This is a genomic window from Helicobacter sp. MIT 05-5294 (genome assembly GCF_000765675.1).
Classification (GTDB): domain Bacteria; phylum Campylobacterota; class Campylobacteria; order Campylobacterales; family Helicobacteraceae; genus Helicobacter_D.
This window is the reverse complement of record NZ_JRPA02000001.1, coordinates 62,163-87,757: the sequence shown is the minus strand read 5'-3', so window position 1 is coordinate 87,757 and position 25,595 is coordinate 62,163. Positions and strand designations below refer to the sequence as shown.

The following is a 25,595-nucleotide window of genomic DNA, read 5'->3' as shown; positions in this document are numbered from 1 at the left end:
ATATGCAACCTCTTAATCTGCACCCCAAACGAGAATCGCCAAACCAAGAAAGCAAAGGCTTAAAAGCCTCTTCGCATTATTTTGGAATCAAAACTTACAAAAAAACAAAAATCAATGCGGATTCTACGCTTTTTACCCATGCAGTTCCTCCTTTGGCAACGCAACTTTGTAAGCCTAAACATTTCGCGCCCTCTTCTAGGATTCAGCGCTTTTGCGCTGTGCGCAGTCCTAATCCTTACAGAGAATTTAAAGCCTATCAAAAGCTTAAAAACTATGTGATTTTAGGAATCGGGGCGAATTGTGGTGAATGTTTGGTAACATTTTGGAAACTTGTCTTTAGGTTGAAAACTAAAAATGCTATAATTTCTTTTTCGTCTATTTTCAAAAATCCTGCTTTTGGCTACACCGCACAAGCGGATTTTTATAACGCGATTTTATGGGTAGAAACAAAGCTTGGCTATGTGGAGTTTTGGAGTTTATGCGCCTATTTGGAACGCATTTTTGGGAGGAATCGCAAACGCCCTTTTAAAAATGCACCGCGCTCGTTGGATATTGATATTATTGGATTCAAAAACAAAACTTTGCGATTGGAGCATTTGCAGATTCCACACATTAGTTGGAGCTTTAGAGAAAGTGTTAAGATTCCATTATTAGAGAGGAAAATATGAAGCTATTTACTTACACAGGAGAAAGCTCGGCTTTAGCCTTAGCAGAAGCGAAGCAAGAGCTTGGCGATGAGTTTTCAATCATCTCACAAAAAAAACTAAGTGATGGAATGTATGAAATCTCTGTTGCCATTAGTGAGGAAGATTTAAAAGAAGCAAAGGCAAAAGCCGAGCAAGAAAAACAAAAAAACGAAACACTAACTGCAAAAAGCAACAATATCGCAGACCGCTTGGAATTGATTGCGCAAAAAGAATTAGAAAAAAAGCGTATGGCACAAAATTTACAAAACACGCTTCCTGAAGATGTTTCGTTGCAACTCTCTGATGCCGTGCGCCAAATCTCACAAATTGCCGGAGTTTCTACAAAGATACCGCCCAAATCGTCCTATCCTATACCACAAATAACAAAGGAATCCAATCCTATCCAAGATTCTATAAAGCCCCAAGATTCCACAAAACTCAAAGAAGAGTCGCAAACAAAGGCAAAGGATAAAGAATCCCAAAGCGAAACCAAAAAGAAAGATTCTCCAAGCTCCGAAAACAATGATTTGCGACTGATTCGCGGGGAAATTGATAGGCTAAATGATAAGCTCAAATTGATTCAAAATATGTTTTGGGAAGAGCGCGGACCTAAACGCGATGGCTTGATTATCCCGCACGAATTTGCAGAGATTTACAGAATCACCAAAGCAAGTGGTATGGCAAAAGAGCATTTAGAGAAAATTATGCAGCTCACTTTGGAGTTAATGCCAATTAAAATGCGTGAAAATTCGGTGCTTATCAAGCGATATTTTAGGGAAGTGTTGCGCAAAATGGTTTACGCAAGAGCAGAGAATCTAAGCAGTAATTCTAAGAACATTATGATGTTAGTGGGTCCCACAGGCGTAGGGAAAACCACGACTTTAGCCAAACTCGCCGCGCGTTATTCAAGGCTTTTGAACAAAAACTACAAAGTTGGAATCATCACTTTGGATACTTATAGAATCGGCGCAGTAGATCAACTAATGTTTTATGCCAAAAAGATGAAACTAAGCATTGATACCGTGGTGGATACAGAAGAGTTTGTCAATGCTTTGGATTCTTTGAAATATTGTGATTATATTTTGATTGACACGGTGGGTAGCTCACAACACGATAGAGCAAAGTTAGAATCCCTTAAAAGCTTTGTTAATGCAGACCCAAATACAAAAATTGATGTGAGTTTGGTAATGAGTGCCACCACAAAATACGAGGATTTAAAAGACATTTATCATACTTTCTCCACGCTAGGCATTGATACTTTGCTTTTTACTAAACTTGATGAAACGCATAGTTATGGCAACATTTTCTCACTCATTTACGATACCAAAAAGCCTGTCAGCTACTTCTCTGTTGGACAAGAAGTGCCTAATGATTTAAATGTCGCAACGAGTGATTTTCTAATTGATTGCCTACTTGATGGATTGATTAAGGGCTAAAATGAAGAATCAAGCGGCAAATTTGGAATTGCTTTTAGAAACCCCAAAAACTTCTAATACCAAATTTATCACTATTACAAGCGGCAAAGGAGGCGTTGGGAAATCCACCTTTAGCGCGAATCTTGCCTATAAACTTTGGCAGCTAGGATTCAAAGTCGGAATCTTTGATGCCGATATTGGACTTGCAAACCTAGATATTATGTTTGGTGTGCGTTGCGAGAAGAATCTTTTGCATGTCTTAAAAAACCAAGCTAAACTTAGAGATATTATTATGCCCATAGAGCGGAATCTCTATTTGATACCCGGCGATTCGGGGACAGATATTTTTCGCTACAAAAGCGAATTTATGTTTGAATCTTTGATTGAAGATTCTGCATTTTTGGATAGTTTGGATTTTGTCATTATAGATACGGGCGCAGGGATTGGCGAATACACGCAAACTTTCTTAAAAAATAGCGATGAAGCCATTGTGATTACGATTCCAGACCCTGCGGCAATCACAGATGCGTATGCAACAATCAAACTCGCGGCAAATTTCAAAGAACGAATCTTTATGCTAATTAATATGACAAAAAACCATTCAGAAGCGCAAATGATTTTCCAAAAAGTGCAAAAAATCGCACAAGCTAATATCCACAACATTCAGCTTGAATGTATTGGGGAACTCACGAAAACCACTCTGATTAATCATTACAGCAAGAATCGCGGAATCTTTGTCAAGGAAGAGCCAAATTCTGCGCCCTCTATGGAGATTGAAGAGATTGCGCGGAAACTTGCTAAAAAAATGGAACGGAATGTGCTAGTGCAAGAAGATAAAAGATTTGGTAAATTCTTAAAAAAGATTTTGGGTCATTTTTGAGAAATGTAAGGAAACAAAATGTCTTTAAAAATGGATAATTTTCTAAGTTTTGCGATTGTAAATGGATTTTTTATCGGACTCTTATTATCCTTTTTGAAATTTGACGACCCTGAAATGATTGTGGCAGGGACGCTTATCTCTACGATAGGATTCTATCTGATTACCTTAGTGAGTATTTCACTATTTGTGCGATTTTTGGGCAATCAAGAACATACAATCAAGCGACCTGCTTATAATGATTTGTTAGAAGAATACATTGAAGAATTTGATAAACGCGAAAAAATCACTAATAAGATTCGTGGATTCTTACGCACGATGGAAAAAACAATGCGTGAAGACGAAGAGGAGGAAGCAAGAACGAGTAAAAATAAAAAAATAGAGGTGGAAAAGAATAGCTATGCTGACGACTTCTAATGGATACCAAGCCGCATTAAAGCAATCTCAAGATTCTCTTGCTTTAGATTATCTCCCAGCACTGAAAGCAATGGCATTTCGCCTTAAAGAACGATTGCCTTCTTCTGTGGATTTTGCGGATTTGGTATCCATTGGCACAGAGGAACTCATCAAACTAGCGCGTAGATACGATAGCAAGATGAATGATTCCTTTTGGGGATATGCTAAACCTCGTGTGCATGGAGCGATGATAGATTATTTGCGCAGTCTTGATAGCATTTCGCGTCAAACCCGCACACTCATCAAACGCATTGACAAGGAGATTGCGGCTTATTATAACGAACACCAAGAAGAACCCGATAATGCTTACTTAAGCAAAATCTTAAATGAGAGCGAAGAGAAAATCAAAGAGGCAAGAATTGCGGGTGAGATTTATGGCGTGATGCCCTTAGAAGACCAATTAGGGACAGAAAACGAGGCAACTTTAGAGATTATAGAAAAAGAAGAGTTAGTTGGAATCATAGAACAGATTTTGGGACAAGCAACCCAAAACGAACAGCTTGTGATTCAGCTTTATTATTTTGAAGAATTGAGCTTTAAGGAAATTAGTGAGGTGATGGAGATTACAGAATCAAGAGTTTCCCAACTCCACAAAGCAGTGATTCGTAAAATCCGACAATACCTTGAGCAAAGGGGACTAGATGGCTGATATATTAAGTCAAGAAGAAATTGATGCGCTCTTAGAAGTCGTAGATGACGATGGCGCAGAAAGCACCGAAGTAGCGGAAAAACCCGCGGTTGTCCAACAACACCAAATCACGCTTTATGATTTCAAGCGTCCTAACCGCGTCAGCAAGGAGCAGTTGCGTGCATTTCGTGGAATCCACGACAAAATGGCGCGTGCATTATCTTCGCAAATCTCTGCAATTATGCGCTCCATTGTAGAGATTCAGCTCCACAGCGTGGATCAAATGACTTATGGTGAATTTTTGATGAGTTTGCCAAGCCCTACAAGCTTCAATGTTTTCTCTATGAAACCGCTTGATGGCACGGGCGTTTTGGAGATTAACCCAAGCATTGCTTTCCCGATGATTGATAGATTGCTTGGTGGCAAAGGCGACCCTTACGAATCCACGCGTGAATTTAGTGATATTGAACTGAACTTACTAGATACGATTCTGCGACAAATGATGCAGAATCTAAAAGACGCGTGGGGACCTGTTACAGAGATTTTCCCGACGGTAGATGTCAAGGAATCTAGCCCTAATGTCGTGCAAATCGTTGCACAAAACGAAATTGTTATTATGGTGGTTATGGAGATTATCATCGGGCATAGTAGCGGTATGATGAACCTTTGCTATCCTGTTATTTCGTTAGAATCCGTGCTTTCAAGATTGGCAAGTCGGGATATTATGCTAAGCGAAACAAGCTCAAAAAAATCAAGAAACAAAGAACTTCAAGCACTTTTAGGAGGTGCAAAAGTCAATGTCGCGGCAATGCTTGGCGAAACAAAGCTCAATATGCACGAAATCTTGGATTTGGAAGTGGGCGATATTGTGCGCTTAGATAGACCTGCTGATGATACCGTGATTATCAATGTAGATGGGCGTGAGAAATTCCTCGCAGGGATTGGTTTGCACCGCTATCGCAAAACGATTGAAGTCAAAGAAATGATAAAAACCGAAAAAGACCAAGTCAAAGAAATTCTTGAAATGCTTGAAGCGCAACGCAAATCCAGAGCAAACGAAATTGAAGAAGATTAGGAGTAAATATGTTAAATGACTTTTTAAAACTCATTATTCAAGAAACAGGTGCGACGATTGAAGGTTTGCTCGGAAGTGCGCCAGAAGTCAGCCATATAGAAGCACAAGATGGCAAAAGCGATTCTATCAAGCCTCCAATGGCAAAGATTGATATTAACACTGATGATGGGGCAACACTTGCGCTTTTTATTTCCCCTAAAGTCGCCACCGCACTTGCAGATATGATGCTAGGAGGCGAGGGAGAAAGTCAAGATACAATGACGGCGGACGATTTGGACGCAACCAAAGAAATTGCTTCCAATATTTTCGGGGCAATCTCCACTTCTCTTGGCGGACAAAAAGAGCTCCCCAAGCTTAGCTTCACTCTTAGCAATATCAACTTTCTAGCCGATGGGGATTTAGGGCTTGGCAATTACAGCGGATTCTATACTTTTTCGTTTCATATCAATTCTATCCAAGATTATTTATACTTTGCCTTTTCTGACGCGTTTGAAAAGCATTTCAATCCCGCTGCCGCACAAGAAGAATCCGCTCCAAGCGGAGAAGCTACAAATGGCGGCGGAAACGCACAAAAAGTAGAGTTGAACAATTCAGAAATGAAAAATATGGCGATGCTTTTAGATGTGCGTTTGCAGGTTAAAGTTAGAATCGGGCAGAAAAAAATGCTTCTTAAAGATGTGATTGCTATGGATATTGGAAGCGTTGTGGAGCTTAACCAACTCGCCAACGACCCGCTAGAAGTGCTTGTAGATGATAAAGTAATCGCCAAAGGCGAAGTCGTCATCGTAGATGGAAACTTCGGAATCCAAATCACCGAAATCGCTCCCAAAAAAGATAGGATTGAACAACTTTTATAACAAGATTAGATTGTGGAATCCCAAAACAAATCCCTTGCCACCTCTCTTTATCTGCATATTCCATTTTGCCATAGCAAATGCGGATATTGCGCATTTAATTCCAAAACCAACCAAAACCATTTACAAGCCATTTATATGGAGACTTTAGCCCACTATATCACCTATAAATTCAAACTTCTTCTCCAACAATATAAGAATCTCACAATCACTTCTGTTTATATTGGAGGCGGAACGCCAAGCATTGTTGAAGCAAAAGCCTACGAGGCGGTATTTGCAGAGATTTATCCCTATCTGCAATCTGACGCTGAAATCACCATAGAGGCAAACCCAAACACGCTAAACCTAGAATGGCTTTCCTCGCTTAAAAGTTTTGGCGTCAATCGTTTGAGTTTGGGAGTGCAGAGCTTTGATAGCGAAAAACTCGCATTTTTAGAGCGCGACCACAAAGAAGATTCTATCTATAATGCCCTTGATTTAGCGTTTAAAGTCGGGCTAGAGAATCTTAATGTGGACTTAATCTATGGCACTCCTTTATGTAGCCCAAAGCTCATAGAATCCGAACTTCAACGCGCCACCTCCTTGCCTATTCAACACATTTCAGCTTACCACTTAAGCATTGAAGAAGAAAGCCGATTCTTTGACAAACAAAAAGAAAAATTTGGAAGCATTTTCCCCAAAGATTCCAACAAGGAATACAGCATGGAATCCAATGAAGAATTTGGGGGATTTTTAAGCATTGGGCATTTTGTCTGTGCGTATTTAAACGACACAGGATTCCGCCAATATGAAGTGAGCAATTATGCCAAATCCAAGCCGTCTTTCAAACCCTCTTTACATAATCTCAACTATTGGAGCGGCAAAGCGTATTTGGGCATTGGGGCGGGTGCTGTGGGGTGCATTGATAAGATACGCACGACAATGCCTAAAAGCCTTGAAAGATTCCTAGAAAAATTTGAAGAACAAACAGAGATTTTAAGCCTAGAAGATGAGCTTTTGGAGCATTTATTTTTGGGATTTCGCTCTTGTGTGGGAGTGCAAGAAAGCAAAATTCCAAACAAAAAAAATCTCGCGCTTTTGCTAGATTCCAAAAAAGTCCTTAAAAAAGGGGAGAAAATTTATGCACAAGACTATTTTCTAGGCGATGAGATTGCGCTGTTTGTAGGATAGGAGAAAGCTTGAAAACACCGCAAATCATCTTAGCTTTGGACATTGGACTAAAGAGAATCGGAATCGCAAAGGCAATCCAAAATATCGCGCTGCCAATATCCCCAATTTTACGCAAAAGCCGCAATCAAGCAGCAAAAGAAGTCAGCCAACTCATCATAGAATCCAAAGCGGATTTGTTGCTTGTTGGAATTCCGATTACAGATTCTAGTTTGAATTTGGATTCTAACACGCACATCCCATTAGCAGACAATCCCAACATAGCACAGGCAGCAGACAATCCGATTCTGGAAATGCAGCGCAGAATTAGGCATTTTGTGAATTTGCTAGAGATTCCAAAAGATCTTCCGATTCTTTTTCTAGACGAAAGTTTTAGCTCCTTTGAAGCATTGCAACAACTAGAGGACAAAAAAATGCGCAAAAGAGCGCACAGCAGAGATGGGACTTTGGATTCTTTGGCTGCACTTGTGATATTGGAGCGGTATTTGGGAATGGATTATGCTAAAATTCCGCCCAAAAAGGAGTCACACAATGACAAGCAACCCTAAAGCTATCCGCCAACTTAAAGAAGCACAATCTTGGATTACGGATTGCGACAAAGCCTAGCGAATTCTCGTAATGACGCAGTGGGTGAATTTTTAAAACCCAACATTATGGATTGCCACAAAAACCCACATTTACAACAGCAAGAAACAACACAAAATACCCCATGAGATTCCTGTAAGGCAAATCGGGAAAGTTAGCTTAGCGCAGAATTTAAAACCACAAAAAGCAATCACTAATGCGCCAAAAATAGAATCAAAGATTTATTATTCAAAAGTAGGTTGATTTGCACACCTTGTTTGCCTGTAAGCACCTTATAGATTTCATCTTCGTTTTTAAAGGCTTTTGGCAATGAAATACCAATAGAGACGCTATTTTCAGCCAAAACAGCTTTGGAGCGACCTGCGATAATGTTGGTAAATTCCGAAATCACATCTAGCAATTCTTCATCGCTTTGAGATTCTTCTCCCAACAACATCATAGAAGCTTCTTTGACGAGCCCTTTGCTAAAGCACAAAGCTACAAGCCCATTCACATCGCCTTCAAAGGTAATCATCGCCGCCATAATATCCGCTTCGTTACTTTTGTTGTATTTGGTTACTTTATAATCTGTGCGTTTTGCCTCTCCGCCTGTAAGAGAAGAGAGCGTTTCGATTGCAGCATTAATAAACACCGGTAATTGCGCGACTAAATGCTTAGTAAGCCCCCCACTCTTTTGCTGGGAAGCTTGATGTGCTTTTGCAAGTTCTTTAATTTTTGCGTCATTCTTGCACTTATCCACACTATCAAAAAACAAAATATTACTACGAGCGCATAACTCTTGCCTACTAGAATCCAAAGGGGTTTTCAATCCACAAATTGCGATACAAGCTCCAAATTTCGTATTATTCAATGCCAAAGACATAATAAAATCAATCACTGCGAGATTGAAGTCTTTTGTATCGCTTGCATCAAAAATGAAAACCTTATAACCCTCTCTTAAGCGTGAATTGTGCGCTTGAATATTAAAGAAAAGTGAAATATTTTTATCCACTTTTTTATAAAGAGTGTAGATTACAATTCCATTGTTAATTGTAATAGGTATAAAGTTGTTGGTTACATCAAAGTAAATATCGTAGAGATAGATTGCTTTATCAAGGTATTGACGCCGCTTATCCATAAACTCTTCGCCGCTATTCACACAAATAATCTCATAGCCCTTAGCGGCAAGTTCTTGGGAAATCAATGTCTGCATCATACCATCACTATCATAGTAAATGATACGCTGGTTCAAAGGGGGAGTTTTAAGCCCAAGCAAAAGATTCGCCATATATTCTGTGCGGAAAAGCGGCAAACTTTTGTTAGGGAAAAGAGACTTTAGCTTGGGAAATTGAGCGTCATTATAGCCAACAAATGCCACTGCAATACTTACTTTGTTTTGCATTGCAAGTAGAGCTTTAGCGATAAGAATCGTAGCTCCCTCATCAAAACGAGTAATATGCTCGAATGAAAAATAAACCGCCTTCAGCGCGAGAGAACGAATCGTCGCACTATTGGAAATGAGGACGCCACAAATTTCTTTGGCTTCTTTCATTTCCAAACATACATCAGGCGCGTAAATGGCAACATCATGCTTTATGATTGGTCTCAAATCCCTAAACCTTTAAGTTTTATTTTGTATAAACTTCTGCCTCAACTCTTCGGTTTTGCTTTCTGCCCTCTGATGTTGCATTTGTTGCAACAGGTTGTGTTGCGCCATAACCCTTAGATTCTAATCTTTCTGGAGCAACGCCCTCTTCAATGATTTTTTCTTTCACAGCAGTAGCTCTGCGTTCAGATAATTTTTGATTATAAACTGCGCTTCCTGTTGAATCTGTATGTCCATTGATAATTGCAGTTTGATTTGGATTTTGTTTCATATATTCTGCAAAATCTGCAATCTCTGCGTTGTATTCTGGCGCAATGTTAGTAGAATCAAATGGGAATTGCACAGAGAATTGGTGAATGTGAGAAAGTGCCGGTGCAGATGCAGGTGTTGGCTCTGGCTCAGGCTGTGTATAAGTGCCAAATGGGATACTAAATCCAACCATTGCAATCACATCACTGCGTCCATCAAAACTAGCCAAATGTCTTACTTCTGTCTTAAGATGGAGGTATTCTGCGAGTTCGTGACGCAATCCTACACCATATTGTCCGAAGAAGTCATCGTCCATATTTTGGAAATTATGACGCAAATCCTCATATCCAAAACCTCCCAAGATATAAATATCGGTTTTATCCCATACTTCAAATTCTTTAACGAGATTCACATAGTAGCGATTAATATCGGTAGATTGCCTAGGCTCACTGCCTTTTGCAGTATCTGCTCTGTCATAACCAAGCTCTACAAGCACACTTGGAGCTACACGACTAGCGAATTTCAAACCATAACTCAAATCCGCACTATCTTTATAGCGGTCATTATCAATATGGAAAGTGCCTCCAACTTGTGGAGTAATTTCGAACAAATTATTTGCCGCGAAAAGTGAGCCGCTCAAAACGAGTGAAAGCGCAAGAACTTTTTTCATATTTTCTCCTTAAACAATATTAGAACTTATATTATAGCTAAAAATTTGGTTATAATATAAGTTTTATTGAAATTTTTTATTTAATTTTTTATTTCAATGTAATTTTATCCATAATAAAGGCGATTCTTCAATGAAAGATTTTGAAGCTATCAAGCAAAACCTTGTCCGATTTATTACGACAGAAGTTCAAGCAAGAGGGTTTGAATCCGTCGTGCTTGGATTAAGTGGCGGCATTGATTCTGCAGTGGTTGCGCGTCTTTGTCAGCTTGCCTTTCCCAAAAGCCATCAGGCACTTTTGATGCCCTCCAAACAATCCTCCCAAACGAGTTTAACACACGCGCTAGAATTATGCAAATCTTTTGGAATCTCCTATCAAATCCTCCCGCTTAACCAACTACAAAGTGCTTTTGAAGCGACTTTGCAAGGATTGGATTCTAATCCTTTGCGCTTGGGGAATCTCTGTGCGAGATTGCGAATGGTTTGCCTCTATGACTATGCGTTTGCCAACCATGCGCTAGTTATTGGCACGAGCAACAAAAGCGAAATCATGCTTGGTTATGGCACGATTTTTGGCGATTTAGCAAGTGCTATTAACCCGATTGGAAATCTCTACAAAACCGAAATTTACGAACTCGCACATCTTCTAGGGATTCCAAAAAGCATCATAGAAAAAGCACCGAGCGCGGATTTATACGAGGGGCAAAGCGATGAAAAAGAGTTGGGATTCTCTTATGCGGTCTTAGACAAGATTATGCAACTTCTAGAAAAAGGCGCAAACGAGAATGAAATCCTACAACAAAACCTATCAAAAGAGGCGTTAAAGCTTGTCCAAAGCCGAATTGCTCGTTTTGAATTTAAACGCAAAATGCCACAAATTGCACAAATTTAAAGGAATCTTATGCGAAATATCCCCTATTTTATCCCCGATATTACCGAAGCCGAAAAAGACGCAATCCTCAATGTATTAGAGAATCCAAGCCACAATATCGTTTTGGAGCTTGAAGAAGAATTTAAAAACTACATTGGCGTTAAACACGCAGTTTCTGCAGTTAGTGGCACTGCTGCCTTTCATTTATGCCTATTTGCAATGGATTTAAAGCGAGGGGATAAAATCCTATGTCCCGTGAATTGCCACCCTAGCTTTCCGGAGATGATTCGCCATTTTGACGCTGAACCGATTTTTGTAGATATTGAAGAAGATACCTTTTTGATTTCCTTGCAAAAGTGCAAAGAAACTCTTGAAAGAATCGGCAACAAAAAGCTACGCGCAATCATCATCAGCCATACCGCAGGACAAGCTTGTGAAATAGATTCCTTTTATGAACTCGCTAAAAGCTACAATATCAAACTTATTGAAGACGCTACAATGGCATTAGGATTAACGCAAAATGGCTTGAAAATAGGCTCTCATCGTTGCTTTGCAAGTATTTTTAGCATTGTGCTGGATTCTTCAAATCCTGTGGCACAAGCAGGAATGCTCACCACGCAAGATGACGAACTTGCTTCTGCTGCAATGTTGTTGCGCTATCATGGAATCGTAAGTGAGCGCGTTACTAGCACACGCCCTCAATATCTCTATGATGTTGTAGGTATTGGCAACAAATACAATATTAGCTTTTTAGATACTGCGCTTTGTCTAAGCCAACTCAAACGCATTGATTATATTATCAAAAGGCGTCAAGAGATTGCCAAGCATTATATCAACGCCCTACAAGACGCTCCACATCTTTTTATGCCAAAGATTCTGCGTGAGCATATCTTTTTTCATTTTATTATCAAAGTAGATAAGAATCGCGACCATTTCGCGCGTGAGCTTAAAGTTTGCGGGATTGAAAGCGCACTGCATTTCGTGCCTTTGCATTTGCTAAGCTACTACAAAAACAAATATAAATACAAAATCAGCGACTTCCCTATCTCACTTAAAAACTATCAACAAATTCTAAGTTTGCCCATTTATAGTGCGATGCAAAAAGAAGATATAGATTATGTTTGCAAACAAGTCTTACGCCTTGCAAGTGAGCGTGTTTAATGCGTAAGATTGAACAATATTTTTTCGCCCCTAGTGCGCCACAAAAGATTCTTGCCTTTTGCCTTTTGCCTTTTAGTTTTGTTTATTGCATCGTTGCAACTTACAAACGAAAATTTGCGCGGTTTTTGGACTTTGGGATTCCTATTATTAGCGTGGGCAATCTTGTATTAGGCGGCAGTGGCAAATCGCCTTTTATTTTAGAGATTGCTAAAGACTATCAAGATTCTTGCGTGATTTTGCGCGGATACGGGAGAAAAAGTAAAGGTTTGCAAATCGTAAGCATTCGCGGAGAGATTCAAACCAATGTGCAAAATGCGGGTGATGAAGCGATAATGTTGGCAAAAAATCTCCCAAATGCTAGTGTAATCGTCAGCGAAAATCGCCAAAAAGCTATTATCAAAGCCAAAGAATTAGGGGCTAAAGTTATTTTTCTTGATGATGGATTTCGCTTTAACTTCAAAAAGCTAAACATTCTACTTCGCCCCAAACTTGAACCCTATTTTAGCTTTTGTATCCCAAGTGGTGGGTATCGCGAACATAAACGCGCCTATAAAAATGCAGATATTCTAGCGCGTGAGGGCGTGGATTATGAACGCAAAGTGCAACTCCTCTCGCCAACTAAAAGAATGCTGCTTCTCACCGCAATCGCGAATCCCTCACGATTAAACGACTATTTGCCTGATGTTGTAGGCAAAATCATCTTAAATGACCATTGCTTTTTTGACAAATCCAAAATCCTAGAAGAATACACGCGCCTTGAAGCGACTTCCTTGCTTGTTACACAAAAGGACGCGACAAAGCTCGAAGAGTTTGGTTTGCCTTTGTCCCTCTTGCATTTAGAAATGCAAATCAATCCAGCCATTAAACAAACGATTGCAGAATATATCGCTAAGGAATCCTAAACGCGTGATTTGCACGCTTTAGATTCCATAGCAGAAATCTCCTTGTGCTTTTGCCAAAACACAAAGCCATTATTTCTTCCCAATATCAAAGAACTTTTGCTTATATCTACGCACTTCTCGCGCATTTAAACTAAAATAGATTCCGCACGCAAAAAGCAAACAACAAGCGATGATTAACGCCAAAGGAAAGGGCGTGTTGGCTTCTACTGCGCCAACAAAAAAGGAAATCGCCCCAGCAATCGCAAACTGCACCATACCTAAAATCGCAGAAGCACTTCCGGAAGCTTGTTTGAAACGCGCCATTGCAAGAGTTGTGGTGTTGGGAATGATAAATCCATTTGCCCCAAACATCAAAAACAAAAGAATCTCAAAAGGCAAGAACCCCCAATCAAACCACCCCACCACAATCAATGCTATTGCGATTCCAAACATTGTTACAAACGCATAAGGCAATATCGCATAAGGCGAGACTTTGCGCACAATCCTTGCATTAATGTTTGCAAAAATCATAGAACTTAGAGCATTGATGCCAAAGAGGATTCCATAGGCTTTCTCGCTCAAATCAAAATATTCGCGAAAGAGAAATGACGAACCTGTAATATAAGCAAAAATCGTCGCCATAACACAACTTGTAGATAACACATAAATGCGGAATCTGCGGTCTTTTGAAATCTCTACATAATTGCAAAGCATTGTTGTGAGATTTGGTTTCTGCACAAATTGTGGCTTTTGCTCTTTAACTCCAAAAACAATCATCACCAAAAGCAGAATCCCAAGCGCAAAAAGCGTAGTAAAAATACTTTTCCACGAGAAAAAATCAAGCAAAAAACTGCCGAGCACCGGAGCTAACATCGGCGCAAGTGATGAAACAATCATCATCAAAGCAAACGCACTCGCAGCTTCTTTAAGCTCAAAGTTGTCATTAATAATCGCCCGAGCAATCACCACACCAGCACACCCACCAAGTGCTTGCAAGAAACGCCAAAAAATAAAACTATGCACCGAATCAAAACTCACACACGCAATACTTGCCACGATAAAAAGTATGATTCCGACATAAAGAGGCTTTTTCCTGCCATAAATATCACTAAGCGGTCCATAGAGTAGTTGTCCAAAAGCAAAAGCTACGAAAAATGCGGCAAGTGAGAGTTGTGTATAAAAAGGAGTGGTGGAAAAGCTCACTTGCACTTCTCCAAGTGCTGGTAAATACATATCCGTAGAAAGGGGTGCAAGGCTAGACATAAAAGCCAAAATAACAATCAATCTTGTTTTTGCGAAGCCTTGATAAGGGGAAATCCTTTGTTTTTGCATACAGATTCCTTACAGAATTTTGATTGCGGATTTTATTACTTAAAATTTTAAAAAAAGATAAAAAAATATTGACTTTTGGATTCCTAAGAATCCTGCGGCAATGCGCACTATCACGCAATTCTTTGATTGGTTAAAAAGCGCGTTTTGGTTTTATTTATTAGCACAATTAGTGAGATTTATTTAAGCTGAAAAAGAATCGTGAGTGCATCAAACGCACTTAAAAACTCGCGCTTGAAATGAATCATAATCGCAGGGACAATCACAATCAATACCGCAAAAGCAACAGAAATCTTAACAGGGAATCCAATCGCAAGTAAGTTAAACTGCGGGTGGGCTTTCATAATCATACCAAAAATAATATCAGAAAGCAGAATCAGCGCGATGATTGGAAAAGACATCGTAAGCCCAATCACAAAGAGATTTGCAAAAGATTTCACAATGTATTCAATGTAATTTTGGCTAAACATAAAGCCTCCAAGCGGAATCTTCTCAATGCTATCACTCACAAAATAAAAAAACAAATGATGGTAATCCAATCCTAAAACAATCAGCAAAGCAAGAAGCGTGAGCAACTGCCCTACGATTGGCTTTTGCGCACCCGTGATAGGATCGTAAGCATTGGCAATAGTTAATCCCATAGCAAAAGACATCATTTCCCCGCCAAAAGAAATCATACCAAACACAATTTGAAGTGCCATAGAAGCGAGGAATCCAAGCATAATCTCCGAAAGTCCTGCGACAATAAAACGCAAAATCGTCCAATTTGCAGGAGGCACAACATCTAAAAGCGGAATAAACACAATCGTTAACCAAAAAATCAACGCGCCTTTAAGAGAGGCGTTAATCATCTGATTTTCAAAGAATGGAAAAAACGCGATAATCCCCGCAAAACGCAAAAGCAAAAGCAAAAAATTCGCAACATTACCTTCAGTTAAGTAAGCCAAAATTTCCATAGATTAACACTTGTGAAGAGTTGAAAGCAAAAAAGCCACCAATCCATGAGACTTATCAAAGTGGCTTGAGAGAGGTGTGTTCCAAACGATAAGCATACAACGCCTTATGGGCGAGAATCGGGTCGTGTGTAACAAAAACGAGCGAAGATTGCGTGAGATTCACATAATCAAACAAAAGTTCCATTACGCTAAAGGCTGTTTCTCTATCTAAGTTACCTGTTGGTTCATCGGCAAAAATGATTTTGGGTTTTTTTGTAAGAATCCTTGCGATAGATAAACGCTGCTGTTGTCCGCCACTTAATGAACCAATGTTAAGCGGCAAAACTTCCAAAATGCCAAACAAGCTTAATAGCTCGTGATCAATTTCTTGACCGCTTAACAATGAAGCAACTTCTAAATTTTCTTCTGCACTGAATCCTAAAAACAAATAATGGGATTGGAAAATAATTCCGATTTGATCACGCCGAAGCGCAAGAAGTTCTGCTTGGGGGAGTTGATAAATATCTTTGCCTAGAAGCTTTACTGAACCTTTCTGCGGTTTTAAAAAACTAGATAAAATGTGCAGAAGTGTGCTTTTGCCGCTTCCGCTAACCCCCATAATAGAAAGCGTTTCACCCGCATTTAGCTGGAGTGTTACATCTTCTAAAATGGGCGAATCATAACTAAAGCTAAGATTTTCAGCCACCAAAGAGGGCAAGGACAGACCTTTATTATCCTAGTTGCGCTGCAACTTCATCGGCAAAACTAGCTGCCTGTTTTGTGATTCCCTCGCCGAGTTCAAAACGCACATATTCCACTACTTCAATCACATCATTGAGTTCTTTGGATTTATCTGCCAAAACTTGCGCAATCGTCTTCTTGTCGTCCATTACAAAAAATTGTCCAAGCAAAGTCAAGCGTTGATCTAAAATCGTAGAATCCGCTTTGAATCGCTCTAATTGACCGGGCAAAATTTTATCCCAAATCGCTTCGGGTTTGCCTTGTGCTTTTAGCTCTTCTTTGAGGGATTCTTCTTGTTTTTTAAGAATCTCATCAGTTAGTTCTAGTTGGCTAATGTATTGAGGAATCTTGTGCAGAGGCTTACCAAGTCGCTTTAATTCTTCGTTTTCTTTTTCAAGCTCGGCGATGATAGCGGTTTTTTCACTTTTGATGAAATCCAAATCAAACGAATGGTAGCTAATCACTTGGGGTTTCATTGCTGCAGCGTGCATACAAAGGTTTTTGGTAAAATCTGCCAATTTACTTGCATTTGCTTCATTTTGGCATTTAAGCGCGATAATTACACCTACGCGCCCATTGGAATGCACATAAGCATTGACGATTCCACTACCTTTGGCTTCGACTTTTGCGATTCTTCTCACAACGATATTTTCGCCGATTTTTGCGATTTGAGACTTTAGATATTCTTCAAAGCTTGAACCTTCAAAGTTTAGAGTATTTAGCTCCTCCACGCTTGAAACATTAGAATCTTGCACCATCGCAATGGTTTTTGCGCTTAGTTCTTTGAATCCATCATTTTTAGCAACAAAGTCTGTTTCGGAGTTAATTTCTGCCATACTTACTTTTTTGAAATCAGGAGATACTTTAATCGCGATACTTCCCTCCGCAGCAACTCTGTCTGCTTTTTTAGCCGCTTTGCTAAGTCCTTTTTCTCTCAAATATTCTACGGCTTTGTCTAAATCGCCTCCCACTTCTACAAGAGCTTTTTTGCAGTCCATCATTCCCGCGTCAGTCATTTCGCGAAGTTGTTTTACGAGTTGCGCACTAATTTCTGCCATAATTTCTCCTTACTCTGCGCTTTTTGCGAAATCTTCTTCGCTCATCGCTTCATCAATCACCTCTTGCTTTTCTTCTTCACTCGCAGGTTCTATCGCCTGTGCCTCTGGTGCTTCACCCCCTGCAATCGCGCGTCCTTCAGTGATAGCCTCCGCAATTTCTTTGCAGAATAATTGAATAGAGCGAATTGCATCATCATTTCCCGGAATCGGATAATCCACCATATCTGGGTCGCAGTTTGTATCCAATGGCGCGACAACCGGGATTCCAAGTCTTCTAGCTTCTGCCACAGCGATTTTTTCTTTCGCCGCGTCAATCACAAAAATCATATCAGGAGCTTTTTTGAGATGGCGCACACCACCTAAATAACGCGTTAATTTCTCTTTTTTGCGAGAAATCATTAGCTTTTCTTTTTTGGTTAGCAAGTCAATTTGTCCGCTAGATTCCATTTCCTCAATAATTTCAAGTTTGCGAATGGATTTTTTAATCGTTGCGAAGTTTGTTAACATTCCACCCAACCAACGATAATTTACATAAGGTGCATTAATGCTATCTGCGTATTGCTTAAGCGTCTCGCTTGCTTGTTTTTTCGTGCCAACAAACATCACCACTTTGCCCTCTGCTGCTGCATCACGCACGATATTGTAAGTGTAGCGGAAATAGCGCAAAGTTTTTTGCAAATCAATGATATGAATATTCTTGCGCACACCAAAAATGTATTTTTTCATTTTCGGATTCCAGCGTCTTGTTTGGTGTCCAAAATGCACACCACATTCCAAAAGGTCTTTCATTGTTACCATAGTGTTCTCCTATTTGTAGTTTTGGTTTTCCCTCCACGCTCCTTAAACGCAAATGCGCAACCTAAACTAGGATTAGCGTGTGTGAGTTTTGATAAAATAAAAGGCACATATAATACTAAAAAATTATTTAAATTTAGCTAAATAAAAGCTCTCAAATGGGATTTCAAAAGCAAAATTATGCGCCTTTGTGCAAGTTTAAGCATTTTTAACTTGCGAAGCAATCTATCATCTAATCAAAACCAAAATCCAAACCATATACAAGGAATACTTTTTGCTTGAAGATTTATATATCTTAATTTTAAGGAGCTAAAATGACAAAAAGAATCTTTAGTCTTGCTCTAGCAAGTGTTTTAAGCTATGGAATCGCATTTGGTGCGGAAAACTACACCACAGAGGGTAAAGAAAAGATTACAAGAAATGGAATGAATTTCTATGTAGAATCTAATTCGCTATTAAAAGAAAGAATCCAAAGTGGAGAACTTGACAAAGCATTAGAGAGAATGAAAAAAGCTTATGAGGCAAACAAAAACAATGAAGCCTCAAAAGCAGCAGCTCCACCCGTAAGCGAAGTTTATGTTATAGCAGTATGTTCAGCTTCTATGAAAGAACAAACAGGCTATGATTGTGAAACGATTTCTAGTGATGCCCAAACAGAAACAATTATTAATCACGGAGGCAATCCATTTGAAGTTATCACAGGCGTAGTGGGCTATGGGGGTAGAAGCACAGATAGTGCGACTTTCGCAGGGAATCAAGTAACAATGATAGAATGCGAGGGTGCAGTTAATAATAGCAATGTCGTTTATGGCTGGTTAGAAGTCTGGGACATCTCAAAACCAAGCAATTCTAATGGCACATTCACTTATACTGTCCGCTCCCTCAATGTAGGTCCCACAATGAGCACAAGTATTTATATTAAGTAAGGATTCCCATGCAAATCAATACACAAAATTATCAAGATTTATCATTGTATAAAAATCAATCCAATCAAGCCAAAGCAACACAACCCCGAGAGGATTCTAAAACTTTTGGTGAATTTCTAGGTATGGTAGCACCAACAGCAGAGAAATTAGAACAATGGGAAAAAGAAAAGCAAAACAAAGAGGATTCTACCCCTACACTAGACAGAGAGACACGAATCCTTGCTCTTGCAGCGAAGTTTGGCAATGACATAGAAAAAGCGATGAATCTGCAAGGAATCCGTGATGTCTCTAAGCTAGACAAGGCAATCTTTAACCAAGTGCGCAAGGAAACTAGCCTAGAATCAGACGCACAAAAAGTTCAAGAGTTGCTTAATGAAACCATCTTTGCACTGCAAAATAACAGAGTAAAAAGCGGAAATTTAAGCAATGGAGAATATGAAAGTCAAGCACAATTTGAAGTGCGAAAATCAAAAACGATTGATATTTTAAGTGCAATTTTGCAGGATATTAAAGCTTAAAATATAATTGCCAAAACGCACAAAGGATTCCCTAAATCCTTTGGCGCAAAAAGCTAAAAGGCGGCAAGGCAAAGGGCAAGACAAACGCGTTTTCATTGCCGCTATGGATAGATTCTAGCTCCTTGCCATTCTCTAGCAGAATCTTAAAAAGTCGCAGGTATTTTTTGCCCTTTTCTTCAAAAATCTCGCCAATTTCGTTTTTCCCAACCCGAATGCTATCCCAATGCGCACTCACGATTTCTTTTGGTTCTCCGGGGCGAATCGTGTGCCTGCAAAGCGCAGTTTTGCCCTCTTCGCCCACTTCCGCATTGACTTGATAACTCCCCTCGCTAATGGCGGTTAGGTGGTTTTGCGTGTTGTTTTTCTCAAAAGGACGATGCACCAAATAACCATCGCTAAACCCGCGATTCTTGAGCGTTTCTAGCTCCTGCATATATTTCTCGCCTTTAAATTCACCTCGCGCATAATCTTGCAAAGCGGTTTTATAAGCAAATGCAGTAATACCCGCATAATAGCTAGATTTCGTGCGCCCTTCAATTTTCAAAGAATCTATCGCTCCACTCTCCAAAATCAAAGGCAAATGTTCTATCAGATTCAAATCCTTAGCATTAAAAATATGTGTGCCAATCCCCTCTTCTTCCACTAAACGCATCATCACACCATTATCGGGATTGCGCACATAGTATTCATAATCAAACCGACAATCATTCGCGCAACTTCCACGATTTGGCACGCGTCCATTTTGCAACGCGGAAATTAAACATCGTCCCGAAAATGCAAAGCACATAGAACCATGCACAAAGATTTCCAACTCTAAATCTGGCAAGGCTTTTTTAATCTCCACCGCATCTTTTAAGCTCAACTCTCTAGCGGCGATAATGCGCTTCACTCCAAGCTCATAAAACACTTGCGCGTCCAAGATATTCAATACATTTGCTTGTGTGGAGAGATGAATCGGAATCTGTGGCGCAATCTGACTTGAGAGCCTAATCACTCCCGGCGTTGAGACAATAAAAGCGTCAGGATTTAGACTTGCCATTTTTTCAATATGCGATTCTAGCAATTTTAATTGTGAATTAAAGGGGAATCCATTAATAGTTACATAAATCTTTTTACCGCGCTCGTGCGTGATTTCCACGCCCTCTTTAAAGGATTCAAAATCAAATTCCTTGCCCGAGCGATTCCGCAGTGAAAAATGACTCACTCCGCCATAAACCGCGTCCGCCCCATATTCTAGGGCGATTTTTAGCTTTTTGAGGTTACCCGCAGGACAAAGAAGCTCTGGAATCTTGGAGGGGGTTGGATTATGCTCTTGCATAAACTACTTGCCAAAATTCGCAATCAAAGCTTCAATATCGCTTTCATTTACAACATTTTCGGTTTTGTCTCCTTGGATATGCACCGCGGAGCTTACGCGTTTATTATCGTCAATCTTGCCTTCAAAGAGAGAACTCATATATCTTGCAAGGGCGCGCATAATGTTGATAACGCGTTCAATTTTTTGACGATGAATGTCTTGATATTGCATGGCTTCCATTGCGTCTAGTGAAATGTTTGCAATCTCTTGCAAGGAATCCGAAACTTTTTGCACATTGGATTTCACTTTCGCTGCAGCTTCTAACTGCTCGTTGAAAGTATGAAAATCCGGAAATTTAGCGTGAAGCTTTTGGAGTAATTCCTCTTGGGAATCAATAAACTGCTGAATCTCTCCAAAAGCATCTTCAATGTCTGCGTCTAGGTTGTTGATTTTCTCTAGCTTATCAAACATTTCTGTTGCTTTGATTTCAGAATCCCGCGTAACATCATCTAGTTGATGCACCACTTTATGCTCTGCTGTTGGCGGAGGTGGGGGCCAACTTACATCTTGTTCGATAGAAAAATCATGTGCTTTTGCTTCACTTTTGATAGTTGGGTCTGCTTGAGCTATGGAATCCTCACCCAAATCCTCACTTGCGCTTTCCTCTGTGTTTTCTTGTTCTTGTCCTTGCGCAACATCGTCCATATCGCTACCTAGCAGTGAATCCAATTCCTCTTGTGTCATTCTTAACCCTTGAAATAAGTTGAAAATTGCTTACAATTATACGATTATTTTTTATATTTTTGTTTAAATGCGCAATAATTCCTCTAAAAAAGTGGTTTATCCATTTCATCTGGAATCGCAATTCCCATAAGTTTTAAAATGCTCGGCGCGATATTGTTTAACCCGCCATTTTGCACTTTTTCTACCCCATTTGCCGCGACAAAGCACCATACATCACCGATAGTGTGGTTCGTAAGCGGTTCGCCTTTCTCGTTTTTCATTTCTTCGCAATTCCCATGATCGCTTGTAATGATTAGCCCATAGTTCTTTTCTTTTGCCTTTGTATAGATCCTTCCAAGCTCACTATCTACTGCTTCTACTGCTTTGATTGCTGCTTCAAAGTTACCAGTATGTCCCACCATATCGCCATTAGCGAAATTCACCACGACAAAATCATAGCCCTCCTCCATTGCCATTAAAACCGCGTCCCCTACTTCTTTGGCACTCATTTGAGGCTGCAAATCATAGGTGGCAACTTTTGGTGAAGGCACCAAAAGTCGCGTTTCGTTAGGATAAGGCTCTTCAATCCCGCCATTAAAAAAGAAAGTTACATGCGCGTATTTTTCAGTCTCTGCAGTGTGAAATTGTCGCAGATTATGCCTTGAAATCACTTCGGCTAAAGTGTTTTGCACACTTTCTTTTGGGAAAAGAATCGGAAAAGAAAAGGTTTTATCATAAGGCGTCATCGTAACAAGCGGAATCTTAGTAAATTGTTTGCGCGCAAAACCGCTAAATTCTGCCTCACCCAAAGCACGGACGATTTCTCTTGCTCTATCGCTTCTAAAATTTACAAAAATCAAGCCGTCTTGGCGTTGGATTCCATTATTTGCAGAATCCCCAAAACTCGCAGGTTCTATAAATTCATCAAAAATTTCTTTGGCAAATTGATTTTGTAAATATTCTTGTGGGCTAATGCTTTGGGCATTTTCTCCTAAGGCAATCACATTATAAGCTCTCTCCACGCGCTCCCAACGATTGTCCCTATCCATTGCGTAATAGCGTCCGCTAAGACTTACAATACGAATCCTTTTGCCCTTTATTTGCGATTCTACCTCTGCGACAAACTTCGGTGCGCTCTTAGGCGGCACATCGCGTCCATCGGTAATTAAATGCAATAAAACTTCATATTGGGATTCCAATCCTAAAGCAAGTGCCAAGATATGGTCAATATGTGAATGCACCCCTCCATCACTTAGCAACCCAACCAAATGCACACGCTTGACTCCCACAAGAGAATCCAAGGCGGGATTAGACATCAAAGTTCCTTCTTCTATTGCCTTGTTGATTTTCACAAGGTCTTGATAGAGGATTCTTCCGCTTCCTAGGCTCATATGCCCCACTTCAGAATTTCCCATTTGCCCCTCTGGCAAACCAACAGACAAGCCATAGGTATGAATCATTCCAAAAGGCACTTCTTGAAACAGCCTATCATAAGTTGGCTTATTTGCGGCAAAAAACGCGTTGTATTCTTGCTTTTGACTATATCCGATTCCATCTGTGATGACCAAAACAGCTTTCATTTAGATTTTCCCATTTTTAAAGTTATTTTGGGTAGAATCCTACCCAATTTTTTCCTAAAATTTCATTTAGTAAGTTTGGCTTATGTTGTATTATCTCTATTCTTTTTGGGATATTAATTTGTTCCAATACATCACCGTGCGTTCTGCTGTCGCGTTTTTTGTCGCGTTTTTTCTGACCATTTTTATAATGCCTTATTATATTTTATGGGCGAGAAACAAACACGCAAACCAACCTATCTCTAAGTTTGCTCCTAAAAATCATCAACAAAAGGTAAATACCCCCACAATGGGTGGTATCGTCTTTGTTAGCACAACTTTGTTGGCTACTTTGCTTTGTGCGAAGCTCAATCACATCTATATTTTGCTTGGGATTCTTACTCTGCTAGGCTTTGCAATGCTTGGAATCAGCGATGATTATTCTAAGGTAATGCAACGCAAAAATGCTGGAATGGGTGCAAAAACCAAATTTTTATTGCAGATTCTTATTAGCTTGATTTTGTCCATTGGACTTTATTTCATCGGGCTAAATTCAGAATTTTATTTACCTTTTTTTAAGAATCCGCTTTTTGATTGGAGCTTCGTTTCTATCGCATTTTGGACGCTTGTCTTTGTCGCTACAAGCAACGCGGTTAATCTCACAGATGGCTTAGATGGACTAGTTGCGATTCCCTCTATCTATGCACTTACTTCCTTGACAGCTTTTGTTTATGTCGCAGGACATTCGGGATTGAGCGCATACCTCTTGTATCCTAAAGTCTTAGATAGCGGAGAACTCGTGATTCTCTCCTCCGCACTCATTGGCGCACTCATTGGATTCCTTTGGTATAATTGCCACCCCGCGCAAGTCTTTATGGGAGATAGCGGGAGTTTAAGTTTGGGCGGATTCATTGCCTATATGGCGATTGTATCCAAAAACGAAATTTTGCTTTTTTTAATTGGCTTTATTTTCGTTGTAGAGGCACTTTCGGTTATTTTGCAAATCGGAAGCTACAAAACACGCGGCAAAAAGATTTTTTTAATGGCTCCTTTGCATCATCATTTTGAAGAAAAAGGCTTAAACGAGAGTAAAATCATCGTCCGATTCTGGATTGTCGCGCTAATGAGCAACCTCATCGCACTTTTAAGCTTGAAAATACGATAAAGGATTCTTATGTTGATACTTTTAGGATTTGGTGGGACGAATCGCGCAATCGCAGAGAAATTTGCGCCTTGCATTGTATTAGATGATAGTTTTGAACAAGAAAGCAAGGATTCTTTGGGTAACTCCTTGCTTCCAAGTGCGCATATTAATGAAGTTTTGGCAAACAATCCAGAATCCTTGATTGTTACAAGCCCAGGGATTCCGCCTCATAATGCAATGATTCAAGCCGTTTATTGCTTTATGGAAACGCATAAACAAACGCTATTCTTAAGTGAATATGATTTTTTCGCATTCCAATCCAAAATGCCGCCCTCTGTGTGGATTAGTGGCACAAATGGCAAAACCACAACCACGCAAATCCTCACGCATTTATTGCAATCCCGCGGCGCACAAAGCGGAGGAAATATCGGCACTCCTCTAGAGAAACTTGACCCAAAATCTCCCCTTTGGATACTAGAAACAAGCTCTTTTACACTGCATTACACGCAAATCGCCAAGCCTATTTTGTATTTGCTTTTGCCTATCACGCAAGACCATATTAGTTGGCATGAAAGCTATGCAAATTATATTTCTGACAAACTCAAGCCGATTCTTTCTTTGCGCGAGAAAGAAGTTGCGATTCTCCCAAAAAACTTAGAATCGCACGAATTTGTCCAACAATCTAGGGCGAATCTCATCTTTTATCAAGATTCCAAAGACTTAGCGGAGATTTTTCACCTAGATTTGGATTCTATTCGTTTCAAAGAACCCTTTTTGTTAGACGCAGCCCTTGCAATGAGTGCGTGTGAGATTCTATTTTCTACCCAAGATTACGCACTCTTAAACGCTTTTAAAATCGGCGCACACAAAATTGAAGAATTTTATGATAAATGCGGGAATCTTTGGGTAGATGATAGCAAAGGAACAAATCTTGACGCGACAATGGAAGCGATTAAGCGTTACCAAAACTCGCAAATCTTGTTGATTCTTGGAGGGGACGACAAAGGCGCAGATTTAACGCCTCTTTTTAAACTGATTGCGCAATGCAAAATAGAGATTTTTGCCATTGGAAGCAATACCGATAAACTCTGCAATCTCGCAAAAACAAGCAACACTCCTTGTAATGCTTGTTATACGCTAGAAGTTGCTGTGAAAAAGATTCAAGAAGTTTTTGCAAACAAGAATCTTTTAGATTCCAAAGTGCAAAGCTCCCAAACCTCTCAAGATTCCACCAACACGATAGCACTTCTCTCCCCAGCAGCAGCGAGTTTAGACCAATTTAGCTCTTACAAAGAAAGGGGCGAGAAATTCAAAGCTTACGCATTACGTGATTCTTAATGCAATAGAGAATCCCAAAGAGTAAGTATTGTAGGTTAGGATTCTATAATGGCATTTTGGAATCTTTTTTGCTTTATT

Annotated in this window: 27 protein-coding genes; 17 read left to right on the top strand and 10 right to left on the bottom strand. The window is 39.8% G+C overall.

All coding sequences use genetic code 11. The features are described 5' to 3' along the window. Positions 1–2 precede the first annotated feature (2 nt). From folK to LS69_RS11015, 10 genes are read left to right on the top strand one after another with little or no spacing between them, the layout of a single operon-like run. A complete protein-coding gene (gene folK / locus LS69_RS00455) occupies positions 3–668 on the top strand; it encodes a 2-amino-4-hydroxy-6-hydroxymethyldihydropteridine diphosphokinase (RefSeq protein ID WP_138121428.1) in 666 nt (221 codons plus the stop codon). Then, positions 665–2,122, top strand: coding sequence for a flagellar biosynthesis protein FlhF (gene flhF, locus LS69_RS00450; RefSeq protein ID WP_138121427.1), 1,458 nt, complete (start codon positions 665–667; stop codon positions 2,120–2,122). Before folK ends, flhF begins: the two co-directional genes overlap by 4 nt. A 1-nt stretch (position 2,123) precedes the next feature. After that, entirely contained in the window at positions 2,124–2,981 is an 858-nt protein-coding gene (locus LS69_RS00445; protein ID WP_138121426.1) for a P-loop NTPase, read from the top strand. 18 nt (positions 2,982–2,999) lie between these two features. Continuing rightward, complete coding sequence (locus LS69_RS00440) at positions 3,000–3,395, top strand: hypothetical protein (protein WP_138121425.1); 396 nt, start codon at positions 3,000–3,002, stop codon at positions 3,393–3,395. Then, entirely contained in the window at positions 3,379–4,083 is a 705-nt protein-coding gene (locus LS69_RS00435) for an RNA polymerase sigma factor FliA (protein WP_138121424.1), read from the top strand. The genes LS69_RS00440 and LS69_RS00435 overlap by 17 nt, the downstream gene beginning before the upstream one ends. Then, a complete protein-coding gene (gene fliM, locus LS69_RS00430; RefSeq protein ID WP_138121423.1) occupies positions 4,076–5,137 on the top strand; it encodes a flagellar motor switch protein FliM in 1,062 nt (353 codons plus the stop codon). Before LS69_RS00435 ends, fliM begins: the two co-directional genes overlap by 8 nt. An 8-nt stretch (positions 5,138–5,145) precedes the next feature. Continuing rightward, entirely contained in the window at positions 5,146–5,994 is an 849-nt protein-coding gene (gene fliY / locus LS69_RS00425) for a flagellar motor switch protein FliY (protein WP_138121422.1), read from the top strand. Between the two features lie 12 nt (positions 5,995–6,006). Beyond that, the gene (gene hemW, locus LS69_RS00420; RefSeq protein WP_138121421.1) at positions 6,007–7,161 is read left to right on the top strand and encodes a radical SAM family heme chaperone HemW; all 1,155 of its coding nucleotides are present in this window, start codon (positions 6,007–6,009) and stop codon (positions 7,159–7,161) included. Positions 7,162–7,169: 8 nt separating this feature from the next. Then, positions 7,170–7,706: a RuvX/YqgF family protein gene (locus LS69_RS00415; protein ID WP_238699037.1), complete on the top strand. Its 537-nt coding sequence runs from the start codon at positions 7,170–7,172 to the stop codon at positions 7,704–7,706. Between the two features lie 42 nt (positions 7,707–7,748). Next, entirely contained in the window at positions 7,749–7,871 is a 123-nt protein-coding gene (locus LS69_RS11015) for a hypothetical protein (protein WP_275050946.1), read from the top strand. Between the two features lie 65 nt (positions 7,872–7,936). On the opposite strand, the gene LS69_RS00410 is transcribed toward LS69_RS11015, so the two are convergent. After that, on the bottom strand, positions 7,937–9,331 hold the full coding sequence (locus tag LS69_RS00410; RefSeq protein WP_138121420.1) for a chemotaxis protein CheX: 1,395 nt from the start codon (positions 9,329–9,331) through the stop codon (positions 7,937–7,939). 19 nt (positions 9,332–9,350) lie between these two features. Beyond that, positions 9,351–10,247 (bottom strand): OmpA family protein, encoded by an 897-nt coding sequence (locus LS69_RS00405; RefSeq protein WP_138121419.1) that lies wholly within the window; start codon positions 10,245–10,247, stop codon positions 9,351–9,353. Positions 10,248–10,377: 130 nt separating this feature from the next. Between LS69_RS00405 and LS69_RS00400 the strand changes: the two genes are divergently transcribed. Genes LS69_RS00400 through LS69_RS00390 form a run of 3 tightly spaced genes read left to right on the top strand, consistent with a single transcriptional unit; the run spans position 10,378 to position 13,178 of the window. Continuing rightward, positions 10,378–11,136 (top strand): NAD+ synthase, encoded by a 759-nt coding sequence (locus tag LS69_RS00400; RefSeq protein WP_138121418.1) that lies wholly within the window; start codon positions 10,378–10,380, stop codon positions 11,134–11,136. Positions 11,137–11,145: 9 nt separating this feature from the next. Further along, positions 11,146–12,276 carry an aminotransferase class I/II-fold pyridoxal phosphate-dependent enzyme gene (locus tag LS69_RS00395; protein ID WP_138121417.1) on the top strand — a complete coding sequence of 377 codons (1,131 nt, stop codon included), beginning with the start codon at positions 11,146–11,148 and terminating at the stop codon, positions 12,274–12,276. Next, a complete protein-coding gene (locus tag LS69_RS00390; RefSeq protein ID WP_138121416.1) occupies positions 12,276–13,178 on the top strand; it encodes a tetraacyldisaccharide 4'-kinase in 903 nt (300 codons plus the stop codon). Before LS69_RS00395 ends, LS69_RS00390 begins: the two co-directional genes overlap by 1 nt. Before the next feature lie 69 nt (positions 13,179–13,247). On the opposite strand, the gene LS69_RS00385 is transcribed toward LS69_RS00390, so the two are convergent. From LS69_RS00385 to rpsB, 5 genes are all read right to left on the bottom strand, one after another. Further along, the gene (locus LS69_RS00385; RefSeq protein WP_138121415.1) at positions 13,248–14,489 is read right to left on the bottom strand and encodes a multidrug effflux MFS transporter; all 1,242 of its coding nucleotides are present in this window, start codon (positions 14,487–14,489) and stop codon (positions 13,248–13,250) included. Positions 14,490–14,665: 176 nt separating this feature from the next. Continuing rightward, positions 14,666–15,442, bottom strand: a complete 777-nt coding sequence (gene fliR, locus LS69_RS00380) for a flagellar biosynthetic protein FliR (protein ID WP_138121414.1) — start codon at positions 15,440–15,442, stop codon at positions 14,666–14,668. A gap of 55 nt (positions 15,443–15,497) precedes the next feature. Continuing rightward, the gene (locus LS69_RS00375; protein ID WP_138121413.1) at positions 15,498–16,139 is read right to left on the bottom strand and encodes an ATP-binding cassette domain-containing protein; all 642 of its coding nucleotides are present in this window, start codon (positions 16,137–16,139) and stop codon (positions 15,498–15,500) included. A gap of 13 nt (positions 16,140–16,152) precedes the next feature. Beyond that, positions 16,153–17,220 (bottom strand): translation elongation factor Ts, encoded by a 1,068-nt coding sequence (gene tsf, locus LS69_RS00370; RefSeq protein ID WP_138121412.1) that lies wholly within the window; start codon positions 17,218–17,220, stop codon positions 16,153–16,155. 9 nt (positions 17,221–17,229) lie between these two features. Beyond that, complete coding sequence (gene rpsB / locus LS69_RS00365; protein WP_138121411.1) at positions 17,230–18,018, bottom strand: 30S ribosomal protein S2; 789 nt, start codon at positions 18,016–18,018, stop codon at positions 17,230–17,232. Positions 18,019–18,329: 311 nt separating this feature from the next. Between rpsB and LS69_RS00360 the strand changes: the two genes are divergently transcribed. Next, positions 18,330–18,941 carry a DUF4879 domain-containing protein gene (locus LS69_RS00360; protein ID WP_138121410.1) on the top strand — a complete coding sequence of 204 codons (612 nt, stop codon included), beginning with the start codon at positions 18,330–18,332 and terminating at the stop codon, positions 18,939–18,941. 8 nt (positions 18,942–18,949) lie between these two features. Next, on the top strand, positions 18,950–19,459 hold the full coding sequence (locus LS69_RS00355; RefSeq protein WP_138121409.1) for a hypothetical protein: 510 nt from the start codon (positions 18,950–18,952) through the stop codon (positions 19,457–19,459). Between the two features lie 31 nt (positions 19,460–19,490). On the opposite strand, the gene LS69_RS00350 is transcribed toward LS69_RS00355, so the two are convergent. From LS69_RS00350 to gpmI, 3 genes are all read right to left on the bottom strand, one after another. Further along, a complete protein-coding gene (locus LS69_RS00350; RefSeq protein ID WP_138121408.1) occupies positions 19,491–20,777 on the bottom strand; it encodes a peptidase U32 family protein in 1,287 nt (428 codons plus the stop codon). Positions 20,778–20,780: 3 nt separating this feature from the next. Then, positions 20,781–21,500, bottom strand: coding sequence for a chemotaxis protein (locus LS69_RS00345; protein WP_138121407.1), 720 nt, complete (start codon positions 21,498–21,500; stop codon positions 20,781–20,783). A gap of 83 nt (positions 21,501–21,583) precedes the next feature. Next, entirely contained in the window at positions 21,584–23,059 is a 1,476-nt protein-coding gene (gpmI, locus tag LS69_RS00340) for a 2,3-bisphosphoglycerate-independent phosphoglycerate mutase (RefSeq protein ID WP_138121406.1), read from the bottom strand. Positions 23,060–23,141: 82 nt separating this feature from the next. Between gpmI and mraY the strand changes: the two genes are divergently transcribed. Then, positions 23,142–24,200 carry a phospho-N-acetylmuramoyl-pentapeptide-transferase gene (mraY, locus tag LS69_RS00335; RefSeq protein WP_138121405.1) on the top strand — a complete coding sequence of 353 codons (1,059 nt, stop codon included), beginning with the start codon at positions 23,142–23,144 and terminating at the stop codon, positions 24,198–24,200. Positions 24,201–24,209: 9 nt separating this feature from the next. Then, positions 24,210–25,517, top strand: coding sequence for a UDP-N-acetylmuramoyl-L-alanine--D-glutamate ligase (gene murD, locus LS69_RS00330; protein WP_138121404.1), 1,308 nt, complete (start codon positions 24,210–24,212; stop codon positions 25,515–25,517). The last annotated feature ends 78 nt before the right edge of the window (positions 25,518–25,595 follow it).